The organism is Psychrobacter sp. DAB_AL62B, assembly GCF_028895345.1.
Classification (GTDB): Bacteria; Pseudomonadota; Gammaproteobacteria; order Pseudomonadales; family Moraxellaceae; genus Psychrobacter.
Genome location: NZ_SAXC01000001.1, coordinates 615,306 through 627,611, shown reverse-complemented (window position 1 = coordinate 627,611; position 12,306 = coordinate 615,306). Strand labels below are relative to the sequence as shown.

13 protein-coding genes are annotated in these 12,306 nt (G+C 42.8%); 5 read left to right on the top strand and 8 right to left on the bottom strand.

Features of this window, described 5'->3' with window-relative positions; translation table 11 throughout:
• Window positions 1–29: 29 nt before the first annotated feature.
• Complete coding sequence (locus EPB74_RS02490; RefSeq protein WP_165767635.1) at window positions 30–182, bottom strand: hypothetical protein; 153 nt, start codon at window positions 180–182, stop codon at window positions 30–32.
• A 634-nt stretch (window positions 183–816) separates the two neighbouring features.
• Between EPB74_RS02490 and ftsY the strand changes: the two genes are divergently transcribed.
• Both ftsY and EPB74_RS02480 read left to right on the top strand, forming a co-directional pair.
• On the top strand, window positions 817–2,019 hold the full coding sequence (gene ftsY / locus EPB74_RS02485; protein ID WP_446740010.1) for a signal recognition particle-docking protein FtsY: 1,203 nt from the start codon (window positions 817–819) through the stop codon (window positions 2,017–2,019).
• 65 nt (window positions 2,020–2,084) lie between these two features.
• On the top strand, window positions 2,085–2,657 hold the full coding sequence (locus EPB74_RS02480; protein WP_079691646.1) for a methylated-DNA--[protein]-cysteine S-methyltransferase: 573 nt from the start codon (window positions 2,085–2,087) through the stop codon (window positions 2,655–2,657).
• Between the two features lie 89 nt (window positions 2,658–2,746).
• Here EPB74_RS02480 and EPB74_RS02475 read toward each other — a convergent pair whose 3' ends face one another.
• The gene (locus EPB74_RS02475) at window positions 2,747–3,496 is read right to left on the bottom strand and encodes a YebC/PmpR family DNA-binding transcriptional regulator (RefSeq protein WP_089555439.1); all 750 of its coding nucleotides are present in this window, start codon (window positions 3,494–3,496) and stop codon (window positions 2,747–2,749) included.
• Window positions 3,497–3,838: 342 nt separating this feature from the next.
• Between EPB74_RS02475 and EPB74_RS02470 the strand changes: the two genes are divergently transcribed.
• Window positions 3,839–4,669, top strand: a complete 831-nt coding sequence (locus EPB74_RS02470; RefSeq protein ID WP_079691648.1) for an ion transporter — start codon at window positions 3,839–3,841, stop codon at window positions 4,667–4,669.
• A 37-nt stretch (window positions 4,670–4,706) separates the two neighbouring features.
• On the opposite strand, the gene EPB74_RS02465 is transcribed toward EPB74_RS02470, so the two are convergent.
• The gene (locus EPB74_RS02465) at window positions 4,707–6,008 is read right to left on the bottom strand and encodes an ABC1 kinase family protein (RefSeq protein ID WP_274902567.1); all 1,302 of its coding nucleotides are present in this window, start codon (window positions 6,006–6,008) and stop codon (window positions 4,707–4,709) included.
• 152 nt (window positions 6,009–6,160) lie between these two features.
• Window positions 6,161–6,697, bottom strand: coding sequence for a type II 3-dehydroquinate dehydratase (aroQ, locus tag EPB74_RS02460; RefSeq protein WP_274902565.1), 537 nt, complete (start codon window positions 6,695–6,697; stop codon window positions 6,161–6,163).
• 539 nt (window positions 6,698–7,236) lie between these two features.
• Here aroQ and EPB74_RS02455 point away from each other — a divergent pair.
• On the top strand, window positions 7,237–7,452 hold the full coding sequence (locus tag EPB74_RS02455; RefSeq protein WP_011513806.1) for a cold-shock protein: 216 nt from the start codon (window positions 7,237–7,239) through the stop codon (window positions 7,450–7,452).
• Between the two features lie 278 nt (window positions 7,453–7,730).
• On the top strand, window positions 7,731–8,885 hold the full coding sequence (locus tag EPB74_RS02450; protein ID WP_274902563.1) for a DEAD/DEAH box helicase: 1,155 nt from the start codon (window positions 7,731–7,733) through the stop codon (window positions 8,883–8,885).
• 98 nt (window positions 8,886–8,983) lie between these two features.
• Here the strand turns inward: EPB74_RS02450 and EPB74_RS02445 are convergent, their stop codons facing one another.
• The 4 genes from EPB74_RS02445 to murB form a co-directional block, all read right to left on the bottom strand.
• Entirely contained in the window at window positions 8,984–9,847 is an 864-nt protein-coding gene (locus EPB74_RS02445; protein ID WP_274902562.1) for a sulfite exporter TauE/SafE family protein, read from the bottom strand.
• A gap of 99 nt (window positions 9,848–9,946) precedes the next feature.
• Window positions 9,947–10,240: a cbb3-type cytochrome oxidase assembly protein CcoS gene (ccoS, locus tag EPB74_RS02440; protein ID WP_274902561.1), complete on the bottom strand. Its 294-nt coding sequence runs from the start codon at window positions 10,238–10,240 to the stop codon at window positions 9,947–9,949.
• Window positions 10,241–10,370: 130 nt separating this feature from the next.
• Window positions 10,371–11,144 (bottom strand): YdcF family protein, encoded by a 774-nt coding sequence (locus EPB74_RS02435; RefSeq protein ID WP_274902560.1) that lies wholly within the window; start codon window positions 11,142–11,144, stop codon window positions 10,371–10,373.
• Window positions 11,134–12,174 carry a UDP-N-acetylmuramate dehydrogenase gene (murB, locus tag EPB74_RS02430; RefSeq protein WP_254423153.1) on the bottom strand — a complete coding sequence of 347 codons (1,041 nt, stop codon included), beginning with the start codon at window positions 12,172–12,174 and terminating at the stop codon, window positions 11,134–11,136. The genes EPB74_RS02435 and murB overlap by 11 nt, the downstream gene beginning before the upstream one ends.
• Window positions 12,175–12,306 lie beyond the last annotated feature (132 nt).

Below are 12,306 nucleotides of genomic sequence, written 5' to 3'. Positions count from 1 at the left end.
TATCAATTTTCTTCATAGTGCTTAAGCCATTATAAAGACTTATGCGCCCCAACCATTACACTCGCGGTTGGTTTGAACTCTTGTGTCGTACTGCAACCTGTCGCTGATAGCGCCATCGTCGTTAGTAATACAGCAGCGCTAATATGGGTGATTTTTTTATAATAAATGGATAGAGATAGCATTAGATATTCCTAATATAAAGTGGTCGGATAAGGCTGATAGAATGTTAAAAACTAAGTCCCGCTAAGGGTAGGCGAAGTTTGGCATCTCAAAGGTCAGATTTTTGTGTCTAAACCTTAAGCGAAACTTACTCAAAAATCGTGTTATATATGGGGTTTTCTATCGAATAGTTTTTATATTGTCTGTTATATCGCCTTCTACATTACTTAAAGGTTTTTGCCATTTGCCTGCGATCTACGATGCTAAAGGCTGAGCTCAACTTGAATTATGCTAAACTAGGCTAAAAACAATTTTCCAGTTAAGTCATAGAAAACTGACAATAGACAGATCAAATTTTAGAATAAACAAATTACTGATAATGATAACTTTTAGGGCAAGCTTATGAATAACCCCAATAATAGCAATCGTGTGGTCATCAATCTTGACGGTGGTCTTGATGACTTAGATGACGATGATATTACCTTACCCAGTCTGCCGGTGCAATCTGTGCCCATCATCGATGAGCCTGAAGATATTGCTCCAACTAAGGCTGATATTGGTGAAAATGCTATAGATAGCCAAATAACGCCTGCCATAAATCAAAAAGTCTCAAGCACCGATACGGCAGAAAGCATTGCTTTAGGCGCACCCATTATCATGACAGAAAAGCACAGCGCCGCTGAGAGTACCTCAGAAAGCTTTTCAAATACCAATAAAACAGAATCGACGCCGCAGGCGGTTTCTGCACCAAAAATCCCCACCATGCCCTTACAAGACCAGTTAGGGGATCGTCCAAGCGTTACTGCTGCTAATACCAACACCAGTACCAACACAAACATAGGCAACGAGCCATCTGCCATTCAGCAAACAACGGCAGTAGAATCGCAAGAAACTAAAGAGTCGCAAGAGGATCAGGAAAACACGAAAAAAGGCAGCTGGTTTAACCGGATGAAAACGGGTCTGAGTAAGTCACGTAAAAACTTAGCCGAAGGTATGGTGAGCATCCTTATTGGTGGCAAAGAAATTGATGACGAGCTGCTAGAAGAAGTTGAAGACCAGCTGCTAGTAGCGGATATCGGTGTTAATGCTACCAATCGCATTATCAAGAGCTTAACTGAACAAACAGCCCGTGGTGATTTAATCTATGCGCATTCACTGTATAAGGCATTGCAAACCGAACTGGTTGATATCTTAACGCCAAAGGTTGCGCCGCTCGTCATTGATACCAGCAAAAAGCCATTCGTTATCCTAGTAGTAGGTGTTAATGGCGTGGGTAAGACCACGACTATCGGTAAACTTGCTAAACGTCTACAAGGTGAGGGTAAATCAGTGATGCTGGCTGCCGGTGATACTTTCCGCGCCGCTGCCACTGAACAGCTGCAAATATGGGGTGATCGCAATAACATTCCAGTCGTGGCGCAAGGTCATGGCTCTGATAGTGCCTCCGTCATCTTTGATGCTATGCAATCTGCTAAAGCAAAAAATATCGATGTATTGATTGCCGATACGGCTGGGCGTTTGCAAAATAAAACTCATCTAATGGCAGAGCTTGAAAAGGTAGTGCGGGTGATGCGTAAAGCCGATCCAAGTGCACCGCATGAAGGGATGATTGTACTTGATGCTGGCACAGGTCAAAATGCGATTAACCAAGTTGAGTTATTCAATAAAGTAGTGCCATTAACCGGTATTACGATTACCAAACTAGATGGTACTGCTAAAGGCGGTGTGGTCTTTAATATTGCTGAAACCACGGATGTGCCTATCCGTTATATTGGCGTTGGCGAGTCGATTGATGATTTACGTGCCTTTAGTCCAAAACAATTTGTCGCCGCACTTTTCGAGACTGATGATAAAGAATAGCGCTCAACAGTTCGTTTTAGCCAATAAACGAGTTTTGAGAATATAACGATTTGAGAGGAAAAGTCATGATAGTCACCACAGCAGCTTTTGGATCGCACCAGTTAACATTAATTGCTAGTGTCAATGAGCATAGCAGTCCTAAGCTGGTTGAAGTCAATTGGCTGCTGGCAGGTAACTCTTGGCACAGCTCAAAATCTATTCCCAAACTTAAAAAACACTATGGCCTTGTCGATCAGAGCTTCACATTCATAGATAAAGACAGCCTAAGCAAAAGCGAACCAGCTCAAGCTTTACTAATAGATGCTATAGCACAATTAGAGGGGTATTTTAAGGGTGAACGTCAGGGGTTCGATTTACCAATAGATGCAAGCTTGGGAACCAAGTTCCAGCAACGAGTTTGGCAGGCACTACAAGATATTGGTTATGGCGAGACCATCAGCTATGCAACGCTAGCAAAAAATGTAGATAATCCCAAAGGGTTTCGTGCGGTGGCCAATGCCAATGGTAAAAACCCCTTTAGCATTATCGTCCCTTGTCATCGAGTAATAGCTAGCGATGGTAAGCTTGGTGGTTATACAGGCGGCTTAGATAAGAAAGAGTATTTATTGGCCTTGGAAGGGGTGAGATGTAAATCATAATAAAGCCATATAAAACTGTGTTCTCATCAATTGAAAAAAGCCAAACGTTTTTAGCGTTTGGCTTTTTTGTGCTTAGTAATCAATGAAAATTATTGCTCAAGCTGCGCCATAACGTCGTCTGAGAAGTTCACATTGCTATAAACCTCTTGTACGTCATCGATATCTTCTAACATATCAATCATTTTCATTACTTTTAAGGCGTCATCAATATTGTCAATCTCGGCACTGGTGGCTGGTGCCATGGTGACTTCAGCATTGTCAGATTCTAAGCCTGCCGCATTTAAGGCATCTTTAACTTGACCAAAATTTTCCCATTCAGTGATGACAAGAAGGCTTTCACCATCATTTTCAATATCAAGCGCGCCAGCATCTAACGCCGCCAGCATGACTTCTTCCTCTAAGCTGATATCGTTAAAAGTGATTTCACCGCGCTTGGTAAATAGATATGCCACTGAGCCTGAGGTACCAAGATTGCCCTCATTTTTAGTAAAAGCATGGCGCACTTCGCTGACCGTTCGGTTGAGGTTGTCAGTCAAGGTTTCGACTAATACTGCAACGCCACCGATACCATAGCCTTCATAGCTCACTTCATCCATATTGTCATTGTCATCGCCGCCTGTGCCGCGAGCCACTGCCCGATTGATGGTATCTCGAGTCATATTGACTGATAGGGCTTTTTCAATAACGGCACGCAAGCGTGGATTTTTATCAGGGTCAGGGTCACCTTGCTTGGCAGCAGAAACAATTTCACGAATAATTTTGGTAAATACTTTGCCTTTTACCGCATCCTGACGGGCTTTACGGTGTTTAATATTTGCCCATTTTGAATGGCCTGCCATATGACATCCTTAAGTGTTACGAGTTATGTATTATACGGATAAAAAAGTTATTGGTAAAATTTTTTGTACTTGTTGAGATGTTTTTATTTATGATTGCGCTGTTAATCTAAGGTAATCAATCTGTCAGTAAGTTGACGATTTGTATGTCGTTAATAGCGCTTTTTTGCTACACTGCTACTTTCTATCTACTGACCAACTATCGATTATCACTGTAGCGGTCAATAGCAATAATACTTCCAATATTATAAACCACTTTAGCGCATTTTGACCAACCTTGGCTTATTCATGCCATCCTAAATCGTTCGGTTTTATGCCCATTAATCTTGTGACTTTATTGACCCTATGAAGCAACCAAATACCGAAGCCATTACTCATTTACGTAACCGCATTCATATCATTATCGAAGGCACAGATACTCGTTTGGGTAAGCTGTTTGATATCATATTGCTGATTGCTATTTTAGCCAGTGTAGCCGTAGTGATGCTCGATAGTGTACTCTACATGCGCTTGCAATACGGCACATTGTTTTTTTATGCGGAATGGTTTTTTACTATTTTGTTTACAATCGAGTATAGCCTTAGGTTGTTTTCAGCGCCCAATCGATTCCGTTATGCGTTTAGCTTTTTTGGGGTAGTGGATTTATTGTCGGTACTACCAAGCTACTTAAGCCTACTATTTGGCGGTGTGCAGTATCTATTGGTTATTCGTATACTACGCATCTTACGTGTATTTCGCGTGCTCAAACTCGAAGTATACATGCAACAAGCAGGTTTTTTGGCTTCTGCGCTTAGAACCAGCCAGCAAAAAATTACGGTTTTTTTCTTATCATTGGTCTTATTGGTGACCATTTTTGGCTCGATTATCTACGTCGTAGAAGGGCCGGAGAACGGATTTACCAGTATTCCAGTGTCTATTTATTGGGCAGTTGTAACGGTAACCACAACCGGCTATGGCGATATGTCACCTAAGACGCCAATCGGGCAAGCGATTGCATCTATGGTGATGATAGCGGGTTACTCTATTATTGCTGTACCGACGGGTATTTTTACGGCTGAGCTAGCCCGTAATATGCGTCCGCAGCTGAACCCTATAGCTTGTCCAAACTGTGGCAAATTCGGTCATGCAGTCGGCGCAGATTTTTGTGATCGTTGTGGGCATGCGCTACACGTATAGCAAGCATTAAAATTTATTCTTCAGAGCCTATAATCACCTAGAATTCTATATATTCTTTAACCAGCGGCGATAAATCTATCACAACGCCTAGGTTGACTAAATTCCAATATTGACCCGAAATCGTACGATCTAGCATCATCGTGGTCGCTGATGGCTGGAACTGACCAAAATATTTCAGCGATGTGCGCATTTGTGCGATGGCTTCATGATGGGTTTGACTACTAGCAAAATCAAAAGCACCGTCTTGATACGGTTTGATAGACATGGGTTTAAGTCCAATCTCTAGCCACTTCTCATAAAACTCGCCAGGCACGATTTTATCATCATCACGGCGAATATCTAAAGCAATTAAGTCCTGCTCAAGTGCGGTCACATCACCTTTTAGGGCATGCTTGGCAAACCGGCGGAATAACTTCACTTCACTGTCACTATAGCTGCGAATACCACCGAAATCGTATGCCACAACACTACCATCAGCCCGAAAAGCAAAATTACCTGGGTGTGGATCACAGTGCATTCGGTATAAGCCAAACAGCTGTCCTGCACTAAAATGGAACAGCCGCGCTGCGATTTTTTGTTTAATATCATTATCCCATGTCGCTGCCACTGTCAGCGTTTCGCCCATCTCCTCGGTCAAGGTCAAAATCCGTTTGGAAGAATGACTGCTAATGACTTTAGGGATAATTAAGCCTTTATCTTCTACATGAAAGGCGCCAAATACTCGTAGGTTATGCGCCTCTTTAATATAGTCAAGCTCATCATGTAAGCTTTGGCGAATCTCATTAAACAGCTGTTCTTGCAATTGCTTACTCATATTCAGCACACCAGCGATTTTGAGCGCCATGCGTACTTGTTTAAGATCGCTATCACAGTTTTCATCGACATCAGGGTACTGTACTTTTACCACAACTCTTTGCCCAGATGGCAAAACCGCTCGATGGACTTGTCCGATAGAGGCGGCGGCAAATGGTGTTTCTTCAAACTCAGTAAACAACTCGTTAACAGGCGCTTTAAGCTCACGTTCAACTTGTGCACGTATCTGCGCATAAGGCATCGGCGGGGCGTCTTTTTGTAGCTTTTCTAAAGCGTTTGCGACTTCAGGCGGAAACACGTCTTTATACTGTGAGGCAATTTGCCCTACCTTCATGACCGCGCCTTTCATTTCACCAAGAGTTTCGGCGATTTGAATACCGACGTCTTGCATCAATTCTGAGCGCGCTTGTAGACGTTTTTCTTCGTCACTTGAGAGATGCCTTAATGAGTTTTTAGCTGCTTTGCCGGCGATACTTGCTGTCATACCAGCAAGTTTCATAAAGCGTTTTCCGGACGATTTTGCCATTCATATCACCATATAGTGGATTGTTTGCTCAGCCATAATTCTATTATTTTAATCAGCCAATTGCTGTTTAACTACTGTGCTAAAGGCCACGTTTTTTTGCTTGAGTTATTATATTTTTTATCGTTAATATCGATACAAGTAACCATAAAATATTAATCATTGAGTGTTATGGAATAAGTATTGGTTAGCCAATAATCTAATGCCATCTGATAACCTAAATGCCCTAGGCCACAAATAACGCCGACGGCCACATCACTGAAATAAGAATGTTGACGAAACGATTCACGGGCATGTACGTTAGATAAGTGAACTTCTATAAATGGTTTTTGTGTCGCCAAGAGCGCATCGCGTATTGCGACAGAGGTATGAGTAAAGGCGGCAGGGTTGATAATGATCGCGTCGACTTGAGCGCTGGCATCTGCTAGTAGTCCATGATGCTGAATCTCATCGACAAGTTTGCCTTCATGATTGGACTGACTGCAAACCAGTTCCACACCATATGCTGCGGCGCGCTCGATTAAGGAGTTTTCAATATCCGCAAGGGTGGTATGACCGTAAATCTCAGGCTCACGTTTACCCAATAAATTCAGATTAACGCCATTAATTAACAGTAACTTATGCGTCAAGGCTATATCGTTTTTTTTATGAAAAGGTTTTGCCGTTTTTATTGATTGAGGAGGGGTGGTCATAATAATCTCTATGGCTATCAAGGGGCGAATAAATAATACAGGGTTTTTATAAGTGCTGGATAAATAGAATGGTTGTAGAATAGAAAATTCGACTGTCGCCTAACAAGGGTCTACAAATAATAACCTAAGCTGAGTATTCTAGTCTTTAGCCCTTTATGATAACAGCTTGCCAGTCATGTTATAAAAAAACTACATCAAAAGCTAACCTAAGTGGCAAAAATCATGTTAAAAGTCTTTGTGTTGCTAAAAACCCGTGTTATGATATTTTTTACGCAATAAATATTACATGTTTGTTGCTCATTCTAGTTTGGTTGATTATTAACGCTTTTTTACTAAAGTGGTTTTAGTTTTTTTGCCAAAGGCTAGAAGTAGGGGATTTACTATACGCTAAATAATAAAAGGTATTATAAAACTTTTATTTTTCGCTAATAGTATGTGAAGTAGGACTCTTAAATTTTGATTTCATAATCTTAGTACCCGTTTATATGCAATGTTGCAAAGGAATTTGGGACTAAGTAAACTTTTTAGGAAGTAATATTATGTCAGCTCGTGAGCAAGGTATCGTTAAGTGGTTTAATGACTCAAAAGGCTTTGGTTTCATTCAACGTGATAGCGGAGAAGATATTTTTGTGCATTTCCGCGCGATCCAAGGTGATGGTTATCGCTCTCTAAAAGATGGCGAAAAGGTTGAGTTCAGCGTTGTAGAAGGCGATAAAGGCCTACAAGCTGAAGAAGTCAGAAAAGTAGAAGAGTAATCGCTACAGTCATTATCGCAGTTTAGCTATAATGACTGTACAAACTACTGATATACTACTGAGTCAAGCCAGTCTTGTCTTACTTATGTTGAGTGTAATGCAGCATATTTTGTAAGACTATAAATGGGCTTGGCTTTTTTATGCTTATAAGTTTTACAGAGTTTTGCCTGACGGTCGCTATTGGTTAATGGTTATCGTTTAGTAGAGGCAGTTAAGCCTTATAATAAGCCATTTATTTATTGATGATATACAAGCGAATTATATAAAAGGATATTTTTTTGAGTAACTTTACGACGTTTACGGATTTGCCACTTTCAGCAGCTACTTTACGCGCGGTAGGCGATTTGGGTTTTACTAAACTGACACCCATTCAAGCACAAATACTGCCGCATACCCTAGCAAATCAAGATGCTATTGGGCAAGCACAAACAGGTACTGGCAAGACGGCAACGTTTTTACTGACCATAATGGAGGCGTTACTTAAGCGTCCTTTTGCAACGGATGAAGAGCGTTATTTAGGTGAGCCACGTGCAGTCGTTATGGCACCAACCCGTGAGCTTGCTCAGCAAATATTTGACGATTGTATCGCCTTGACCAAATACACCTCCTTACATAGCGTCTGCATTATGGGTGGTACCAATTATGAAACCCAGCAGCATGAGCTGGAGCGTCAATATGTCGATATTTTGGTTGCAACGCCTGGGCGTCTGATTGATTTAATGAATAAAGGCATGGTATATCTTGATCGTGTCGAAGTGCTGGTATTAGATGAAGCAGATCGCATGCTGGATATGGGTTTTATCCCCGATATCAAGCGCTTAGTCGGTCGTATGCCGCCCAATACCGATCGTCAAAGCTTATTATTTTCTGCCACCTTTAACCAAGATGTGATGAATTTGGCTTATCGCTGGTTACATGAGCCAGAGTTTGTCGAAATTGAGCCTGAGCATAAGACCAGTGAGCTGGTAGACCAGCATTTTTACTTGTTAACAGAAGATCAAAAACTAGAAGCTTTAGAGCGTATCATCACTGATACCGCAGTAGAGAAGGTGATTGTTTTTGCCAATCGTAAGGATCAAGTAAAACGTCTGTACCATAAGCTACGCCAAGGTCATAAAATCGTCATGCTATCGGGCGATGTGATTCAACAGAAACGCGAAAAGTATTTACAGCGCTTCAAAGACGGTCATGCATCTATTTTGGTAGCGACCGATGTAGCAGGACGCGGTATTCATGTCGATGATGTTAGCCATGTGATTAACTATACGTTGCCGGATCAGCCAGATGATTATGTACACCGCATTGGTCGTACAGGGCGTGCTGGGCAAACAGGTATTAGCATTAGCTTTGTGAGTGAAGATGATGCTTTTAATATACCTGCACTAGAGAAGCATTTAGATACTAAGTTTAGTCTTGAGCAGTGGCAGCAGTAGCAACTCTTTAACTGCTGAGCATTAAAAAAGCCCTCAACAAATTGTTGAGGGCTTTTCTGTGTTGATATTTTTTTTGCTATGATGATAATAACACTTAACTACTGAGTGTCTTCCATAGTCGTTGAGTCATCATTCATATTATGCATACTGTGGTCCATTTGGCTCATATCATGACGAGTGGAGTCATCTGGGTCAGATATCATCGTAGCAGGACTGCCGTGCTGCATTGCCGCATGATTACCAGCACCATTAGCGCCATTAGCACCACTACCCATATCATGACCACCATGCATATTCATCATTATCATAGGGACAAAAGCGATGGCTAAGCCAGATAATACCATAATAGCGCCATTAAGCTGTCTTAAGCGAAAACGTCCAATCTTGTCACGCATCCAGCCGACCGTTTCGTGAGTGGCAACCAGCATCGGTACTGTCCCTAAACCAAAGACAAACATCAGCGCCGCGCCACTTAATGGGTTGTGAGCGACTACTGCGATAAGTAGGGCGCCATATACCAATCCACAAGGCAAAAATCCCCATAGAAGACCTGCAGATAATGCCCGCGGAAAGGTGTTTAGCGGAAACACTTTTTGGCGTACAGGACTAAGATACTGCCAAAAGCGCATACCAAAACGCTCAAGTTTACTTAAAAATGGTGCGCCAAGCATGGTCACGCCGACAAATACCAGTACCAAGCCCAATAAAATACGCGGTAGACTGTTACCCTTCATTAAAGGCTCTAATAAGGTTGTGCCAATAAGTCCTGCGACTAAGCCCAAAAATGCATAGCTGGTTAGACGACCTAAATGATACGTCGCAACCAATGCACGGCGCTTAGCTGGGCTGACGTCTTTCATAGACAGACCAAATGCGGTTACTAGCCCGCCACACATACCTAAGCAATGTGGTGAACCAAAAAAACCCATTAACAATGCAGCAACCAGTAAAGCTGTAGTCATGGGAAGATTCTCCTAAAAGTAGTAAAGGACGCACCGACTTATCTCTATCGTATCTAGCGACAAAACAAGCAGGTAACGCATCTGTAAAATAGCCCGAGGCTATATTTTTGGATTGCTATCTGTATCAGAAGGATGGACTGATTCTATGCCAGCATTATTTATTTTATCATCAACTTTGTCAGTTGCAGCTGTATGCGTGTCTTGCTGAAGAGGCTCTGTGCGCTCATGAGCTTGTATGGTTTGCCGACGCTCTTGACGATCATCCAAGATAATACGCTGTGATGCGTTGTCTAAATCTTCGAATTGGTTAGATTTTACGGCATAGCGCACTGCCCAAATCGCCACCACAAACAGCATGAGACTTAATGGAATTAATAAAAATATACTGAGCATGGCAAATCTCTTTAGTAGCAGTTTCTTTTATTATTATACACTTAATGCAAGTGTGGTGGAGAACCTGTAACGATAAAAGTAGGCGGGCAGATACTTATGAGATGATATTTTTCTCAACTAATAGCAAGCTCTATTCATCAGGTGCTTTTGCTACCTTACCTCTTGGTGTCATGAGCTGCTGTGAAGTCACATCTTTGGATTGGCGACAGTTGGCTTGTGGACGTATCACATCACGTAGGTAAGCGGCAACTTCATAAACCGCGCGCCGTGAATGGCTTAAGTTTTGCGCCGGTTCCATCCAGTCACGTCTAACTGGCAAAGGGGCATTAATCGGAGTGCTGTTGATGCCGTTTAACGCAAACTGTCTGCGAGCACGAGCCATATGGTAGCGATCGGTAATAAGATAAACATGATAGAGGGGAATGCGCTTGGCGGTAAAGCGTGCATTTTCGCAGGTATTCATACTGGCATTTTCGCTGATTAAGCCATCAATACCATGTTCGATCAGCCACTGACCAAGCCAAGGCGCTTCAGCACCGCTTAGTACGATGGGCAGGGGTAGATCGTGATAGGCAGTCGCAGCGGTACGCGCACGATTGAGACTATAGCTATTTAGAATAATTTGATTATTATTGTCATTGGTCAGACCGCCACCTAACACAACATAGGCAGTCGGCGGCGAGCTCATGGCGGCAGATGGCATATTTGGTAAGGGTAAATGGGCTAAGATGTAAACAACGGCTTGTGAAAATAGTGGGGTAAACAAACTAATAAGTACTAAAATAACCGTCGTTGAGCCCAGCAAAAAGGTAGCATTGATAATCCGAAACAGCTTGATCATACGTTCAGCTGAACGCAAATAATGTCGCCATAGACGATTAGACCATGACTGTTTAGACCACATGCTCGTCATACCCGATGGAGCCATTAGCATTTACCCACACCGGCTCGCGCGATAATGGTATCGCAAATTTTTCATACACGACATCGGCGATATATCGCTGAGCTACTGCCACATCGTCTTGGTTTGATTGATAAGGGGCGTGATTGGTCAGCACTAAGGCTTGCTGCTGATGGGTAATAATAGGCGCTATACCGCCGCCTTTTAGACTCGCTTGCTCAATAAGCCAGCCAGCAGCGACTTTTACCATCGCCTCAGGCATGGCATAGCCAACGATAGCCGGATAAGAGGATTGCAGCGCGGTAAATTGGGCTTGAGGGATAATAGGGTTTTGAAAAAAACTGCCACAGTTTGGCAACTGTTTAGGGTCAGGCAGCTTCTGCTGACGGATATCGATAATGGCGTGCATGACGTCAGCTGGCGCAGGCTGCTTGCGACCTTGCTGCTCGGCATAACTTTGCGCGACGGTTTTTACATCGCCATAGCTGGCCAACACTTTTGTCGCATCTGTGTGCAAACGAAAACCCACGCGACTGATTAACCACGTATTGGGATGACGTTTAAAGAGGCTGTCGCGATAGCCAAACTTGCAGTCTGCCGCTGTTAGATGATGCCAAGTTTGGGTTGTTAAATGATAGGCGCGCACATACTGTAAGCTATCTTCTAGCTGGACACCATACGCACCGATATTTTGTACAGGAGCGGCACCAGTGAGACCAGGTATTAGCGCAAGATTTTCAAGTCCATACCAGCCTTGAGTCACAGTATGCACAACCAAGTCATGCCAATTTTCACCTGCCATGACTTCTATATCAACATGGCTATCTGTTTGCGCCGTCACATGGATACCGCGCATCTGTGGTTGCAATACGATAGCATTTAGCTGCGCGGGTAATAACACATTGCTACCGCCAGACAGTACGAATAATGGCTGCTTATGCTCTGCATCTTCTACATAGTTTGCCATAAAAGCATCAAGCTGTGCTTCATCCGTCAATGTCACGACAGCATCGGCAGTACACGCTAAAGCCATAGTATTGCTATGGGACAAATCCAATGTTGGACGGCATGATAAACTTGCTACGTCATCAGTTGGCAGCTCATACTGAGCATGTTTAGCACTGTAATTAAGGCGTGAAGCTGAGGTCATAACATAGCCTATGGG